The 15,459-nt window shown below is 55.5% G+C and carries 14 protein-coding genes and 1 tRNA gene; 7 read left to right on the top strand and 8 right to left on the bottom strand.

Annotation, left to right across the window (positions count from 1 at the left end):
• Positions 1-4 precede the first annotated feature (4 nt).
• Positions 5-2,224, bottom strand: coding sequence for an ATP-dependent DNA helicase (locus MW898_RS11315; RefSeq protein ID WP_264822274.1), 2,220 nt, complete (start codon positions 2,222-2,224; stop codon positions 5-7).
• Between the two features lie 159 nt (positions 2,225-2,383).
• On the opposite strand from MW898_RS11315, the gene MW898_RS11310 reads away from it, so the two are divergent.
• A complete protein-coding gene (locus MW898_RS11310; RefSeq protein WP_248907262.1) occupies positions 2,384-2,776 on the top strand; it encodes a helix-turn-helix domain-containing protein in 393 nt (130 codons plus the stop codon).
• Between the two features lie 127 nt (positions 2,777-2,903).
• Positions 2,904-3,386: an acyltransferase gene (locus tag MW898_RS11305; protein ID WP_248907260.1), complete on the top strand. Its 483-nt coding sequence runs from the start codon at positions 2,904-2,906 to the stop codon at positions 3,384-3,386.
• Between the two features lie 20 nt (positions 3,387-3,406).
• Here MW898_RS11305 and MW898_RS11300 read toward each other — a convergent pair whose 3' ends face one another.
• Positions 3,407-4,387 (bottom strand): glycerophosphodiester phosphodiesterase, encoded by a 981-nt coding sequence (locus tag MW898_RS11300; protein WP_373689845.1) that lies wholly within the window; start codon positions 4,385-4,387, stop codon positions 3,407-3,409.
• 169 nt (positions 4,388-4,556) lie between these two features.
• Between MW898_RS11300 and thrC the strand changes: the two genes are divergently transcribed.
• Positions 4,557-5,807: a threonine synthase gene (thrC, locus tag MW898_RS11295; protein ID WP_248907258.1), complete on the top strand. Its 1,251-nt coding sequence runs from the start codon at positions 4,557-4,559 to the stop codon at positions 5,805-5,807.
• A gap of 31 nt (positions 5,808-5,838) precedes the next feature.
• Here thrC and MW898_RS11290 read toward each other — a convergent pair whose 3' ends face one another.
• Positions 5,839-6,216, bottom strand: coding sequence for a cupin domain-containing protein (locus tag MW898_RS11290; protein ID WP_248907256.1), 378 nt, complete (start codon positions 6,214-6,216; stop codon positions 5,839-5,841).
• A 61-nt stretch (positions 6,217-6,277) separates the two neighbouring features.
• On the opposite strand from MW898_RS11290, the gene MW898_RS11285 reads away from it, so the two are divergent.
• On the top strand, positions 6,278-7,495 hold the full coding sequence (locus MW898_RS11285) for a CBS domain-containing protein (protein WP_248907254.1): 1,218 nt from the start codon (positions 6,278-6,280) through the stop codon (positions 7,493-7,495).
• 5 nt (positions 7,496-7,500) lie between these two features.
• On the opposite strand, the gene MW898_RS11280 is transcribed toward MW898_RS11285, so the two are convergent.
• A complete protein-coding gene (locus MW898_RS11280) occupies positions 7,501-8,223 on the bottom strand; it encodes a competence/damage-inducible protein A (protein WP_248907252.1) in 723 nt (240 codons plus the stop codon).
• Positions 8,224-8,615: 392 nt separating this feature from the next.
• Here MW898_RS11280 and MW898_RS11275 point away from each other — a divergent pair, with 392 nt between their 5' ends.
• Positions 8,616-9,164 carry a DedA family protein gene (locus MW898_RS11275; protein ID WP_248907250.1) on the top strand — a complete coding sequence of 183 codons (549 nt, stop codon included), beginning with the start codon at positions 8,616-8,618 and terminating at the stop codon, positions 9,162-9,164.
• A gap of 93 nt (positions 9,165-9,257) precedes the next feature.
• On the opposite strand, the gene MW898_RS11270 is transcribed toward MW898_RS11275, so the two are convergent.
• From MW898_RS11270 to MW898_RS11255, 4 genes are all read right to left on the bottom strand, one after another.
• Positions 9,258-9,743: a hypothetical protein gene (locus MW898_RS11270; RefSeq protein ID WP_248907248.1), complete on the bottom strand. Its 486-nt coding sequence runs from the start codon at positions 9,741-9,743 to the stop codon at positions 9,258-9,260.
• 377 nt (positions 9,744-10,120) lie between these two features.
• Entirely contained in the window at positions 10,121-10,420 is a 300-nt protein-coding gene (locus MW898_RS11265; RefSeq protein ID WP_248907246.1) for a DUF8011 family protein, read from the bottom strand.
• A 302-nt stretch (positions 10,421-10,722) separates the two neighbouring features.
• A tRNA-His gene (locus MW898_RS11260) sits at positions 10,723-10,794 on the bottom strand.
• 36 nt (positions 10,795-10,830) lie between these two features.
• Positions 10,831-13,881, bottom strand: coding sequence for an FAD-binding oxidoreductase (locus tag MW898_RS11255; protein WP_248907244.1), 3,051 nt, complete (start codon positions 13,879-13,881; stop codon positions 10,831-10,833).
• Between the two features lie 229 nt (positions 13,882-14,110).
• On the opposite strand from MW898_RS11255, the gene MW898_RS11250 reads away from it, so the two are divergent.
• Together MW898_RS11250 and MW898_RS11245 are read left to right on the top strand one after the other, a co-directional pair.
• Positions 14,111-14,821 (top strand): nucleotide exchange factor GrpE, encoded by a 711-nt coding sequence (locus MW898_RS11250; RefSeq protein ID WP_248907242.1) that lies wholly within the window; start codon positions 14,111-14,113, stop codon positions 14,819-14,821.
• 147 nt (positions 14,822-14,968) lie between these two features.
• Positions 14,969-15,442: a DUF7974 family protein gene (locus MW898_RS11245; RefSeq protein ID WP_248907240.1), complete on the top strand. Its 474-nt coding sequence runs from the start codon at positions 14,969-14,971 to the stop codon at positions 15,440-15,442.
• The last annotated feature ends 17 nt before the right edge of the window (positions 15,443-15,459 follow it).

Raw genomic sequence — 15,459 nt, 5'->3', positions numbered from 1 at the left:
TCGATCAGGGTGTAGGTGGTGCACCGACCCACGCGTCCATATCCGTATAAAAATTCAACAGACCGAATCTGAGCTTCTCCGGTTCGATGTCGATCGTTTCGGTCCGTTCCTCGGGAGGAAACGTCTCCACGACGCTGTATTTCTGCATTTCTCGTCTGGCACGCATCGTGTAGCGTTCATCGACAAGGAGACGAGCACCGAAATCCTCCGGCGAGCGGACGACTCGCCCGAGCGCCTGTCTGGTTTTCCGAACCGTTGGTACTTCTACAGCGTACTCCCATCCCGGATCGTCGCTGTCGTTGTCGTTACCATCGAACGCCATCGAGTACGCCGATTGGACCGCTTCCATCCGGTCATCGAGCCGGGGATATGGGACACCAACGACCACCACTGTCCGCGCGTCGTCGCCATCGAAACTGACTCCCTCCGTGAGTGTTCCCCACAACGAGGTGAAGAACACACCGTTTGAACTGCCTGTGAACTCCCGTTTGCGTTCCTCGACGCTCGCTCCTGGCTCGTCGAGGTACAACGTCGCATCCACATCGATCAACGCCTGATAGCGTTCTGCTTCACGATAGCTCGGAAAGAAACAGAGCACGTTACCCGGTGTGAACTCGATCGCGTCTTCGAGAACGCCGGTGATTTTGCGCTGAATATCGTGTTCCTCGCGTCGGCTGGCGAAGAGTGCGGGCGTATCGACCGCGTATGTCCGTCGACGCTCTTCCGGAAACTGTGCTCCGTAGGCCATCGTCACTGGACCGTCCTGTTCGTCGTCGTCACCGACGTATCCAGTGATCCCGAGCACGTCGGACAGCACATCGAACGGCCGCAGCGTCGCGCTCATCAATACACTCGCGTGTAGCTCCTCGAACAACGGTTCCGTGACCTGCCGAGGAATACACGTATACAGCTCAGACCGACCGTACACCGAATCATTTCCTCCATCCCGGCGCACGCTCACCACCGGATACATTTCATTATGATCGCTATCACGAAGCCAGTCGTCGATGAACGACGCTGACTGCAGGATGCGACACTCTTTTCGCGTTCGTGTTTCACCGTTTTTGTACTCCTGTTGGTACGATCGATCGAGCGAATTTCCGAGGTCGAGGCTCCGGTCGAGGTCGTTGTGGATCCCCGCGCCCGTGTACGCATCGAGGAATGAAAGCGTGAGCTCATCGCGGCCGGTTTCGTTCGTGATCGAGAGATCGTACCACTCGTCTCCGATGGTCTCGCGCTCTCCGAACGCCAGTGCGTCGTCGTAGGTCGAAGTGAGTGCGGTGTAGAACGCTTCGATGACGTTTTCAGCACTCGTTGTTCTCCTATCTTCGACCGATTCAAGTTCGGAGAGCGCGCTTTCGAGCGTCGATTCGGTGAGCGTCCGGGTCGCGTGATCACGGGCTGCGTCTTCGATGTTGTGGGCCTCATCGAAAACGACGACGACGTCTTCTGGATCACGCCCCAACCACCGGAAGAACTGCTCGCGGATCATCGGATCGAGCACGTGGTGATAGTTACATACCACGAGGTCGACGCCCTCCATCCCTTCTTTCAGGAGTTCGTACCCGCACAGGCCCGCGTTGTGAGCGTACTCGTAGATCTCTTCGGGTGTCCGCACGTCCGCGAATAGCCACTCGTAGAAGGCGTCCGTCTCCTCGGTTACGTTGCGGTAGTAGTACTCACACGTCGCCTGCTCTTGAAGCTCTTCGAGGGTATCATCGAGTTCATCGAGTTCCTCCATGACGGCGTTTCGACCCTCGGCTGCTTGATCCGCGTTGGCACCCTCTCGGGCTCGGGATTCATCGAGCAACGTGCGCTCCGTTTCGGCCAGTTCAGCTCGTTCTTGTTCTGTCTCGGCCAGTTCACGCGTCGTGTCTCGAAGCGCCTGACACTCCTCATAGCCCACATCGATGTGACACATATCGAGTTTTCCCTTGAACACGACCGCTTGAATCGACTCCTGTCGGGTGATAGCGCGTGCTTCCTCGATGAATTGGCGAGTCTGCTGGTGGACGTTCGTCGTAATGACGACGGTCTTGTTCGCCTCGCGGGCGTACTCTAATGCGGGCACGAGCGCAGCAAGCGTCTTTCCCGTTCCACATGCGCCTTCGAAGAGAACGTCCCGTCCACCAGAGAGCGCCTCGCCAATCGTTTCCATCGCCTCCCGCTGGTGGTCGTACGGGTCTTCGTACGGGAAAAACCGAAGATACGGCGGGTTTGGCACTGTCGATCCTTATCCGTTACCCGTGAAAAATCTTCGGCGTTCGGTGGCGCACGCTTTTGTTGTGCTGTGCGCTCGCCGAATCCACTCGGACAACATCGGAGATCTAGTTTTCACGTTGGATGGGTGAGTCATTATTTGTCGAACGGACATACGTCTGCTATGGACGCCGATCCGAATCCAACCCGTTTTCGCCAGCTCATGCTCGGCAGTGAGCCGACGTTCGCAGATGTTCTCTCGTGTGTCTTCGACATGCGACAGCACGAGAGCACGACGTATCTCATGCTCCTCGATACGTCCGGGTGTACGGTCGCAGAACTTGCTGACGGGCTCGACCGCGATCGGAGCAACGTCAGCCGATCGCTCACGACTCTCCGAGAAAAAGAGCTCGTTGCACGCGAACGTCAGCTACTCGATGGTGGTGGGCAGGTTTACCAATACACCGCGACACCACTCGACGAGACGAAAGAACTCATGCACGAGACACTCGACGCGTGGGCAGCGTACGTCCACGAACGAATCGACGAGTATGGCGAAGACGAAAGTCGAGCGTAGTGAACTGACCGAATTGGAACGTTTCCATGATGTATATCCTGTAAAACCGAGATAGACTCACTGACTGTGTCGGTTGTCCACGCTCGTGATGTAGAAGTTCTAAAAGCGAGCAGGCGACACTCACGTCATGGGAAACGAGATCGATCGTACTGCACGAATTGTCGATTCGACCGTTGGAAGCACAGAAATACGGGAATACGTCACTGTTCACGATTCCGACATCGGTGACGAATGTCAAATCTACGAGCGGACTTCGATCAAGAAGTGCAGCATAGGAGATACGATCGATATCAACGCGGGCTGTTACATCGAGAACGCCGAAATTGGAGATCACGTCCAGATTGGACCGAACTGTAGCATTGTCGGCGTGACGCACGAACTGAGTGAGGACGGAATGACGTTTCAAAACGATATCTTCGAGCGAATAATTTTGCATCACGGCGTCTTCATCGGTGCAGGAGCTGTCGTCGGTCCGGGCGTCGAAATCGGTGAACGAACGGTTCTCTCGGCTGGATCGACGGTAGTCGACGATGTCGGCTCCGAAAAAATTGTTCTCGGTTCCCCCCCGGCACAGCACGTTGTCGATCTACACGACTGGATGACTGAGTAATACTTCCTGTGTCCGCATTTTCACCGTGGTGAGAGTAGTGCCGGATAATCCGAAATGAGTCCGTCGACGCCTGCAGCAGCCAGTTGTTCGGCTTGGTACCACGTACCGATCGTGTAGACGTTCACTGCTCGGTCTTCGGCGTGGGCCACCTCAACGAGGTCGATGTCGGCGAACGGCCCGCTCGTGTAGTATTCGTCCTCGAAGAATGGCGTATCCTGAATCATGTTCCACGGTGGATGCACTGCTTCGCAGTCGTATCTTCGGGTTACGGTCAACCCCTCCTCGATCGAATCCCAGAACAAGAACGCGATCGGGAGCGTCGGGTCGGCCTCACGGACGGTCGCAAGCGCTGCCTCGTAGAACGACGAAATGAGAATTGGGTTCTCGTACTCCGATGCGATCGCAAGTGCGTCTTCGGTAAATGACTCCCAGATCTCCTTTTGCTGTTCGAGTTCGTCATTCGAGAGGGCTGTTGCGAACTGTAGGTCGAACGAGCCGGGATTCTTGAGCTCGATATTCACACCGACGTGCTTTGGGATGGCGTCCATCACGTCGCTCAGACGGGGAACAGTCTCACCGCTTTCGAGTACTTCCGCCGCAAGCACTTCCTCGCTCGGTGTCTCCCAGACAACGCCCGACGCGTCGGTTAGCCCCCGCTCGCCACCGTCGCGTCCGGACAGACGATCGTCGTGAAAAACGACGATATCGCCGTCCGCTGTGGGCACTATATCGATCTCGATCATGTCGGCACCGAGGCTGGCACGGCCCGCTTTGCCCGTCTCTCTCCGTCTTTTCGAGGTGTGTGAAGCGAGTCGGGCTGCTCGAACTGTGTTCTCGGGATACACACCAGCAAAGCCGCGGTGAGCGATAACCGATGGAGCCGTCTCGTCGTCTTTCTCACGGGTTACTGCCGAGACGGTACCGACGCCACCGAAGGCCGACCCTGCTGTCATGCTCGCTCCGATTACGAACTGCCGCCGGTTCAAACTCGTCATTTCCATGCTTCAACTACGTCGTAATTACTTATAAACTGTTATATTTTGTATTAATATTAGTACTTTATCTATGGCTGTCTCCGGAGATCTCTGTATTGCCTGATGTATCTCGAACTTACGGCAGCGTTCGGAGGGACCGCCCGGTTTTTATCTCTCATGCGCCAACCGTCGACCAATGGCAAACCTACAGCTTTCAAAACACGTGCCTCCTGAGGCAGCAGACGGCATCTGGTTGGAGTGTATCGAAACCGGCGAGACGTACGCTCCGTTCGACGGAGTTCGCTATACGAGTGACGCGGATGGCTTGCTCGAAGTTCGCTACGCCGAGTATCCAACGTTTGATGCGTTCTCTGGTTCGGGCGTCTGGCGATACGCGGCCGCACTCCCGTTCGATGATGGTGTCTCACTCCCTGAGGGGGCCACGCCGTTGTACTACGCACCTCGGTTAGAGAACGACATCGGCGTTCGAACGCTTCGCATCAAACACGAGGGGATGAATCCGACGGGAAGCTTCAAGGATCGAGGGATGACCGTCGGCGTTCGGGTGGCCCAAGAGCTCGGTGTCGAACGGTTGGTGTGTGCGAGCACAGGGAACACGAGCGCAGCACTCGCAGCGTACGGTGCTCGCGCCGGGATGGAGACGCTTGTCTTATTGCCTGCGGGGAAGGTTGCTGCGGGAAAAGTCGCACAGGCGAGTCTCCACGGAGCGCGCATTCTGGAGGTTGACGGCAACTTCGATGACTGTCTCGACATCGTCCGTGATCTCGCAGACCGTGGCGAGGCGTATCTGCTGAACTCACTCAATCCATTCAGATTAGAGGGACAGAAGACCATCGGACACGAAATTCTGGAGCGCCATTACCGGGACGAAGGTCGATTCCCCGATCGTATCGTTCTCCCGGTCGGCAACGCTGGCAACACGTCTGCACTGTACAAGACGTTCCGCGAACTCGTCGCCTCGGGGGCGCTCACGCCTGAGGAGGTGCCAAAGCTGACAGGCGTCCAAGCCGAAGGCGCTGCACCGATCGTCGAAGCAATCGAAAGCGACGAGCCGGTTCGTCGATGGGACGAGGTCGAGACGAAGGCAACAGCCATCCGGATCGGCAACCCCGTCAACGCACCGAAAGCAGTACCGGGTATCCGCGAAACGAACGGGACTGCCGTCGCTGTCAGCGACAGAGAAATCACACAAGCACAGCGAGATCTTGCTGGCGAAGGGATTGGCGTCGAACCCGCGAGTGCTGCAAGCGTTGCTGGTCTCAGAAAGCTTCGCAAACAGGACATCGTACAGTCTGACGAAGATGTTGTCTGTCTCACAACCGGCCACCTGCTGAAAGATCCTGACGCGGCTGCTGTTGCCGGGAACGACCCCGAACCCGTTCCAAACGACACTGACGCTGTGCTCGCACACGTCTCAGAAGAGTAGCGCAGAAGAGAGTAGAAGAGAATCGAAGACGTTACTCTACGAGGTTGATTTCATCATCGCCTGTTGGCACGGCACAAATGAACGCGCCTTGCTCGTCGCCGTCGTTCCGATACCAGTGAACGACGTCAGCAGGAATGAACAGCGAATCGCCAGCCGACACCGTATATTCCTCGTCATCAATACCGACGACGTACTCCCCTGCGAGAACGTACTGCTCGTGCTCGATTTCGTTTGTGTGCTTTGGGACCGTTGCGCCGGGTTCGAGCGAGAATCGTCGGATAGCGAGGTTCGGTGCACCGTGCTCTGGACCGATGAGGACACCCTTGTCCATACCGTCGGCAGCCGCGACCGTTTCGTACTCGATCTCTTCTGCGCGACGGACGAGTGGCTGTTGTGTCTGATCACTCATACGAATCTACACAGTGTTCTTCGTCCTCGGTGTTAAGAGGACTGATACCGTAGCACGAAGTATGCGGAGTTTCCGTATCGGGAGCGCGTTTGGTATCCCCATTAAACTTGACCTGACGTTCCTGCTCGTCCTGCCGTTGTTCGCGTATCTCATCGGCAGTGAGGTGAACATCTGGGTCGGTATCCTCAACCAATACTTTGCGGTAGATATCGTTTCTTCGGCACTTTCTGGAGATGTTGTTCCGTTTGTCGTTGGGTTGGTCGCTGCCATTGGGTTGTTCGCCAGCGTCCTCCTCCACGAGCTCGGACACTCTCTCGTAGCGAGGCGCTATGGGTATCCTATCTCCTCCATCACGCTGTGGCTGTTCGGTGGTATCGCTCAACTGAGTGAAATGCCCGAAGAGTGGGAACAGGAACTGTACATTGCGATTGCGGGTCCTCTCGTGAGTATCGGTCTCGGTATCGGACTGTTTGGCGTCTTCTTGACGACCCCCTCGATTCTTCCGGCTGGTGCCGTCGGCGTCGGTTCGGCTGCGTTATTATTTGTTCTCGGTTATCTCGCTATTACGAATCTCGCACTGGCCGCATTCAATCTCCTGCCGGGGTTTCCAATGGACGGGGGACGAATCCTTCGTGCGTTGCTCGCTATTAACCGTCCGTACGCGCGGGCGACCGAAATCGCTGCCGAGGTGGGGAAGTTCTTTGCGATCCTGCTCGGTCTCGTTGGGCTATTCGTCGGATTCAACATCTTCCTCGTCGGTATCGCCTTTTTCATCTACCTCGGGGCGACTTCCGAAGCACAACAGACGATGATGAGCGCCGCCTTCGAGGGTGTCAGTGTGCGAGATGTCATGACACCTGCGGAAAATGTCAACACCGTCGATGCGAAATCGAGCGTCTCCGAACTCCTCGAGTACATGTTCCAGAAGCGCCACACTGGCTATCCAGTGCTCCGTGATGGTCATCTTGTTGGACTCGTCACGCTCGAAGACGCAAAGAGCGTCAATGAAGTCGAACAGGACGCCTACCGCGTTGAGGAGATCATGAGTACGGATCTCGTCACTGTGGATGTCAATGAGGACGCGTTAGAGGCACTCACGATGATGCAAGAGGAGAACATCGGTCGACTCCTTGTCATGGACGATGAGGAGTTCGCTGGGTTGCTCACTCGATCGGATCTGATGACTGCGCTCGCAGTCATTCGTTCGAGCGGTTCGCTGGAACCGCGGACCGGATCGCAGTCGGACCACTCGACCGGCTATCCGCGTGAAGCACGCTGATCGGATTACTCCTCAACCACGGTAACTCGATCGCGCAACCACGACTCGGCTGTTTCGAGCGCGCTTTTGTCCGTTCCACTGAGTTTCAGTCTGTTGTGTCCTGCATCCCGGTTGGGATAGCACCCGACGCCTACGTCGAAGCGATCGCGTGCGTCCGTGAGCGTACCGACGAGATTCGACTCCGGATCGTTGGTGTAGAGAACTCTCGTCTGAACTTCACCAGCGAACTCGTCTGCAACTGATGTAAACATCGATCGCATCTCTTCTGGAATGCCTGGGAGCACGTAGACCGTCTCGAGTACACATCCTGGTGAAAGCCCAGCGTCGTTGATGAGCGGTCGTGCATTCTCCGGGATTGCTGCCTCTGTCTCAATTTCGATGTCGAATGAAAGATTCGGGCGACGTTCAGCGAGTGCAGCGACTGTCTGCTCGATATCAGCTCGAGCCAGTTCGTTCGGTTGTAACGATCGATCGAACGCGCGGGCAACACCGTCCATCGTCACGTCGTCTGGTGTTCGACCGAGTCCACCGGTGACGAGCGTCGCATCGAACGCCGTGCTGTACTTACTGACGTGTTCTGCAATAACGGATACCTCATCTGGTACGACCGCGATTCGTTTCACCGCAACGCCGCGCCCTGAAAGCTGGCGAGCAAGCCACGTCGCATTCGTGTTCTCCGTGTCCCCCGAAAGGAGTTCGTCACCGACCGTTAGAAGAGCCACCTGCATACATCGACAGTCGTAGTTCCCGAAAATATGCGTTGCCCCTTCTATCAACTACCACCATCCTGAAGGCCGGGATTCCCTGTTTGTTCGAGATGGAAATCATCTCATCCGGACGGCTCGTGAGTGCATGTTCCGTCCTTCACGCGTGCGTCTTTTCATTCTCAGACGCAATGGTGTCGCTTTGGTGGGCCACACTCCGACAGGCTGACCGGTGATCACCACGCTTTGCACGTTTCAGCGATTGCTAGCGCCCCGGGAGCACCCGTGAACTCACGCTATTCACGTCGTTTGTGTGTGTACGTATTCTCAGAACTGACGGAACGTCTTTAGACTACGCTTGAAGCCATCTTGGGGTGGAGCAAAAGTGCAAAACGCGCACGCGGTAAAAGAGGACTGTGTTCCAGTGGTCGACAGATGCACTGCTCGCGCTTCTCACGCAGTACGGATACCTCGCGTTTTTTCTGTTCATGTTCGGTGAGTCGTCGATGGTGTTTCCATTCGTTCCGAGCGAAGTCGTCGTCCCGGCCGCTGCAGAACTGCTCGTCACAGGTGTGACGTCGTTCTGTGCGTTCGTTCTCGTGGGGACTGCGGGTGCGACTCTCGGTAGTCTGTTCGCGTACTACGTCTTCGGTGCGACAAGCCACGAGGCTCTCAACCACTATGGTCGATACGTCCGGGTTTCTGAACGTGACATCGACCGGGCGCGCTACTGGTTTCAACGCTGGGGAGAGCAGACCGTGTTCTGGGGGCGGTTACTCCCGGCCGTGCGCTCGCTTATCTCGATCCCGGCCGGTTTCGCTGGGATGAACCGTCGAAAGTTCGTTGCCTACTCCGCCGCTGGTAGTGCGCTGTTCACCGCAGCCGCTGCAGTGTTCGTCACCACCGTCACAGCACCGCTGACTATCTCCATCGCCACGTTGACTTTACTCCCCACGATATATTGAAACATAGATGTAGCTGTTGGGTTATGACAATTCAATTTATTGCTATGGCGGTCAAAATTCACCAAACGGACTTTGTACGATATTCCGTACAGTCTATGTTTTGACGTATCCTCGACTCACATCGAGGAAGAACAGAAGCTCACTGATTGGTCGATCTGGGCTCACTTTGGAGAGTCCGTGCGGTCGGAACCCTTCTTCGTATCCTAAAACGTCGTTGACCGTCTCGGGGGAGAGATCGAGTGAATCATCATAATCGTCGACAGTAAAAATACTAGCAGCTGACTCGTCTCCCCAGTACGTTTTTCCAAAGTACGTCGTCTCTGCTTTCTGTCCGACTCGACCAAATCCAATGTAGCGTTCTAAATCCGTACGGTAAATCAACAACGGATCCTCTGAATCCATTGTCTCCCAGTACTGCCGATTGCGTTTCCAGACATTCTCCTCTGAACCAGTCCGAATACCGAGGACACGAGCGAAAAACGGAAATTCAATTGTTCGTCCATCCCACTCGGTCAAATTCACTGGTGATTCGAGCGTGTGCCAGAGCATTGCATCCACCGGAACTATCCACATCACCATGGTAATTATACCAATTCCCTCCTTAAAAAATACTAGTAATGTGGACTCGAAACTAGGATAGAATGGACATGGATTATATCTATCTGTACGTGAAATGGTTGTTTTGAGACTAGATCCACAACTAAACTGAATTATATGTAGCCAGTAGGTATGCATATGTTTCTAATAGACATTAGACGAAATAATTTTGAATGTAGCAGATGAGTACTTTTTTAATCATATCTAGTTCACGGTAGACTGTTTCGTCGTTTGGTAGTGATGTTCCCTGTTTTATCCGACAGGAACATACAGTGCTCTTTCAAAATATTCGACTGGAGATTTCTGTTCTGAATCGCATTGTTCGTGGATTCAGGAAACACGCACACCACACAATCGTATCACACTCCATCAAAGATGAAGAGGATCTCAGGAAAGACGACGTTGGTGAATAACAACAGACACACATACAGCACGAGTCCCGCGAGCCAGAGAACGGTCGACGCCTCATGACGTTCTTTGTGGAGGAGTTGGGACAGTGAAATGCAGATCAGCCCACCGCCAGCCAAGAGCGCGAGTTGCCCGTTGCCGTTCCGTAGAAAGTACACCGTACATAGGACAGAGAAGCCGAAAAACGCCCGCTCAGCCATTTTCTTCCACGGCTTTTTGAACAACGATCGTTGGTACTTACTAAAATCCATAACAGATCTCTGTAGTATGTCAGTACAACGATTACGTGCAAAAGTATGGTGACCGTCGACGTTGTTCGACTGTTGGATCGATCATCACTCGGGATCCGAATCACACCCGGGGCGTCCCGGGCGTTGCGAGACAGACTCGCCAGTTTGATGGCTCGAAACTAGCGTGTCGTTGATTGGATATGAGGTACCACTCGATAGCTGCAGTCTGAGCGATGTCTCGCGTACTATCGATCGTATCGTTATTTCTGACCTACACGCTCTCTCAGTAGCGATACTCACCAATTAGCATCGAGAGAAAACAGGTCCGGGTGCGAGAATTGAACCCGCGTCTCAGGCTCCACAAGCCTGAAGGATGACCATTACCCCAACCCGGACACATTCAGTAGTACCCGATGGTGATTTGATATAGGTTACGACTCTTCGCCGCCCAGTGCTGTTGCCATTTTCTCGATTGGGTGTGGTGGTTTCTTACCGACGTGGTCGTCGAGCTGTGCGCGACACGACGCACCGGGTGCAACGACGGTGTCACCAGTGCTTTCGTCAACTTGGTCGTATAGAATTCGAGCGATGGCTTTACTCATCGAGTAGTGTTCGGACTCGTAGCCGAAGCTCCCAGCCATTCCACAGCAGCCACTGTCGAGTGGATCGACGGAAAAACCCGCTCGACGGAGCACACCGACAGCGTGATGATCCTTTTTCGTGGCCTTTTGATGGCAGTGCCCGTGGTAGGTCAGGGCTTCATCGGGCGCATCGAACGCCATCGATTCGTCCAGTCTGTGGGTGTCGAGATACTCCATCACGCCGTATGTGTTCTCTGCGATCAGTTCGGTGGTCGGTCCGGGGAGAAGATCGAGATAGTCCAACTGGAACATCACCGCATCAGACGGTTCGACGACGATGACGTCCCAGCAGTCCTCGACCATCGGTGCAAGCGCGGTGACGTTTCGTTGGGCTACCCTGCGCGCTTGATCGATAAATCCTTTCGAGTACGGTGGTCGACCGCTCCCCGTAACGTCGGGAACCTGAAGATGAACACCCGCTGCCTCCAGCACGCGGACGGCCGCCCTCCCAGACGCTGGATGGTTGTAGTTCGTGTACGTATCGGGGAACAGCAACGCCTTCCGCGTTGCATCGGTGGCAGGGACGCGCGGACCGCGCTGTTCGAACCAGTCTGTGAAGCTCTCGTAACGAAAGGCAGGAAGCTCGCGTTCGCGGGCGATACCAACTGTCGCTTCGGCAAGCCAGCCCGCACCCGGCATCCGCATCGCCACGTTCGAGAGCGGAGCGAGCGCACTCCCAAGCGCCGAGAGCGACTCGATATTCGCAAAGAGCCGATCGCGCAGGCTTGCACCGTTGCGCTGGTGATACTCGTGTGTGACCTCGGCTTTCAACTTCGCCATGTCCACCTCGCTCGGACAGTCTCTCGCACAGCCTTTACAGCCGATACACATATCGAGCACTTCGTGGATGAACTCGTCAGTGAACTGTTCTTCTGGATCGAGCTGTCCGCTCATCGCTGCACGGAGCATGTTCGCTCGTCCTCGGGTGGATTGGATCTCCTCGTGAGCCGCCCGGTACGTCGGACACATGACGCCTCCTGTAGTCGATTGATGGCCCCGACAGCCGCCACAGCCGTGACAGAGTTCGGCCATTCCCTGAAATCCGTTCTCTGTCGGCCATTCGAGCGACGGCTCGAATCCCGCGTCGAACTCGTAGTCGGGGTCGAATCGGAGATTTTGTGTCATGTCGTGATCGCCACAAATGTTTCCGGGGTTGAGCAGCCAATCCGGATCAAACGCGGTTTTGAGGTCACGAAACACGCCCCAGAGACGATCGCCGTAGAGCTTTCGATTCCACTGTGTACGAGCGTGACCATCTCCGTGCTCACCAGAGACGCTTCCACCGTACTCGACGACAAGATCCGTCATTTCGTCTGCGATGGCGGCCATCTCTTCGACGCCTTCGATCGTTTTTGTGTTGACAAGCGGACGGATGTGGAGGACACCCGGACCAGCGTGAGCGTAGTAGCTGGCGAACGTATCGTGCTCATCGAGGATGGATTGTACGTCAGCAACGTATCCACGAAGGTTTTCAGCGGGAACAGCAGTGTCCTCGATGTACGCGATATGCTTTTCATCAGTCGTGCGCGAGAGGAGAATCGGCAGCCCCGACTTGCGCATTTTCCAGAACTTGGCGCGCATTTCCGCTTCGTGTGCTTCCAGTGCGTGGCGCGCGCGTTTCATATCGCTTTGCTCGGCTACCGCGTCGTGGTTGTCCGTCGTCCGAACGCGGTCGGCGATGAGGTCTTCGACCTTTCGACGGCCATCCTCGTTGCTGTCCGCGTAGAACTCGACCAGTAGCACCGAATCAGTTCCTTCGGGGAGTAACCCAACGACGTTGGAGAACTCTTCTGTCGCGCGCGCGAGATCCAACAAAACGTCGTCCATCACCTCGACTGCCGCGGGATCGTGATCGAGAATCGGATCAACATCCGCTACCGCATCGAGGACAGAGTCGTACGTCAGCAACGCGACCGACTTCGTTTCCGGTATCGGTTCGAGCGAGACCGTCGCCTCCGTGACGATCGCCAGCGTTCCTTCACTTCCCGCCAGTAGTCGCGCGAGGTTCACAGTCGCCGGTGTTTCATCATTCGTCGCGTGCTCCTCTCGCGCTTCCTCGATGAGCCGATCGAGGTTGTACCCCGAGACGTTCCGTTTCAGATCTGGATAGCGGCGGTCGACTTCCTCTGCTTCCTCGTCGATGATTCGGAGAACGGCAGCGTAGATTTGTGCGCGTAGTTCGTCGGCGGTCGGGTCCGCTCTCTCGCGTAGCGTATCGACCGAAATCTCTCCAAAGCGTGTGGCTGTACCATCCGCGAGCACAACCTCACACGCTTCGATGTAGGCGTCGGTCTTTCCGTACTTCAGCGAGTGTGCTCCCGTCGAATTGTTGCCGATGGCCCCTCCAAGAGCACTCTTATCACCCCACGCGGGATCTGGCGCAAACTTCAATCCGTGCGGTTCGAGCTGCTCGTCGATATCGCCGAGAATCGCACCAGGCTGGGCGGTTGCTGTACGAGACTCGGGATCGACCGAAAGCAGCCCATCCATATGCTTCGTAAAATCGAGAACGACCGCTTCGTTGACTGCCTGTCCCCCGAGGCTCGTTCCGCCGCCGCGGGGCAACACCGGGATTCCATGCTCGGCACAGTACTCCACGACCGCAGCCACGTCGTCACTCGATCGTGGAAAGACGATGCCGATTGGCAACACCGCGTAAGCGCTGGCATCGGTCGCATACAACTGTCTGGAGTACGTATCGAACCGAACATCGTCATCGTCATCGACGAGCCGTTTGAGGTCATTGAGGAGGTCTGGTCGAGCAATATCGTCGCTCACGTAGTCGTAGTTCGCCCGATCGGTTGATGGGTCGAAGTTGATCTCACTTTCGCCGAGTGACATTGTATTCGTCTTCGTATCCGAAGGTTAAGCGCTCTGTGACATATGGTCGCACAAACCGACTGTATTATTTCTCGGTGTTCTACGGTCCGAGCGGAGGAAAATGCAGTGCAGTATGATCTGATTCGATCCGCTGAGATCACGAGTCAGATGGTTGGACACCGGTTTCCGAATCTTCGACGCGTCGGTTTGTTCCGGTTCGTTTAATCGGCCTGCCGTCGTTTGTCCACTAATGAGTGAAAATGAGCCACCACGGGACGAATCGGCGTCGGGTAAACGGTACGTTGAGGGTGAAGATGCAGGAACGTCCGGTACGGAGGCGACCAATCCGAATGGGATGACTGACGATGAGTATTCGGATTCTGGCTCGGGTGAAACGACCGAGGGGAGCTTTGAGGAACCATCTGATGATCTCGTTGAGCGCATTGCAGACAGCGACCCCAACCAACTAGCACGAGAGATCGAATCGTTCCGAGCGAAAGCCGATGAACAACAAGATACGATCGACGAACTGGAGTCCACCATCGACGATCTTGAATCACGTCTTAAACGCACGCAGGCGGATTTCCAAAACTACAAGAAACGAATGGAAAAACGCCGCAAGCAAGAGCGAAAACGTGCTACCGAAGACCTCATCACGCGCATCATCGACGTTCGAGACAATTTAAAACGTGGACTCGAACAGGACGGCGAGATCAGAGAAGGAATCGAGACCACGCTCCGACAGTTCGATCGGACTCTCGAACAAGAGAACGTCGCCGAAATCACGCCGGAACCGGGCGAGGATATCGACCCACAGCGCCACGAAGTATTGATGCGCGTCGACTCAGATCAACCCGAAGACACCATCGATGCCGTTCATCGACCGGGGTACGAGATGGCTGATAAGGTCATCCGTGAAGCGCAAGTCACCGTTAGCGATGGGAAAGCGGATAGTAAGTAGGAGAGAACGTAACAATTCTTTACATCTTGAACAGCGACAACCGATCGGCAGAACGAATAACACCTCTGTTTAATAGATCTCCGATGGCGACCGAACGACATACGAACGTCACCGCGCGACAATCGCTGGTAGAGTACGCCCCGTAGTATGCCATCTGATGAGCGAGTGGCCCGTCACGGCTTGGACGAAAACCGGAACTATCTCGCGGACATCCTCGGGAAATTCGTTCCACAATCAATCGCCCAACGCGCTGTGCACGTTGCTGTCGAAACCGACAAACAGCAGTATGATCCCGGCGAAGCAGTCGAAATCACCGCGAAATTCATGAACCAACTCCCGGTACCGATCACGGTGCAAACACCGCGCCAGCGTCTCTGGGGTTGGCGGGTCGACGGAGAACTCGAAGCAAGCGATGAGGCTCGGTACACCCGTTCGACACCGAACAGCTTTTCGTTTCGTCCCCGCGAGCGAAAACAGATCGACTGGCAATGGAACGGCCGATTCGGACGAACTGACGAAGGTCGATGGGTGACAGCTGAACCACGGGAGTACGTTATCGACGTATTCATCGCCACCGCAGATTCATCACCATCGGCGACGACAACGGTGCAGATCGGTTGAGACGAACACTACGAACG

Origin of the sequence: Halocatena marina (assembly GCF_023276375.1) — an archaeon.
Classification (GTDB): Archaea; Halobacteriota; Halobacteria; order Halobacteriales; family Haloarculaceae; genus Halocatena; species Halocatena marina.
Note: the sequence above shows the minus strand (reverse complement) of the source record. Positions and strands in the feature narration are given on the sequence as shown.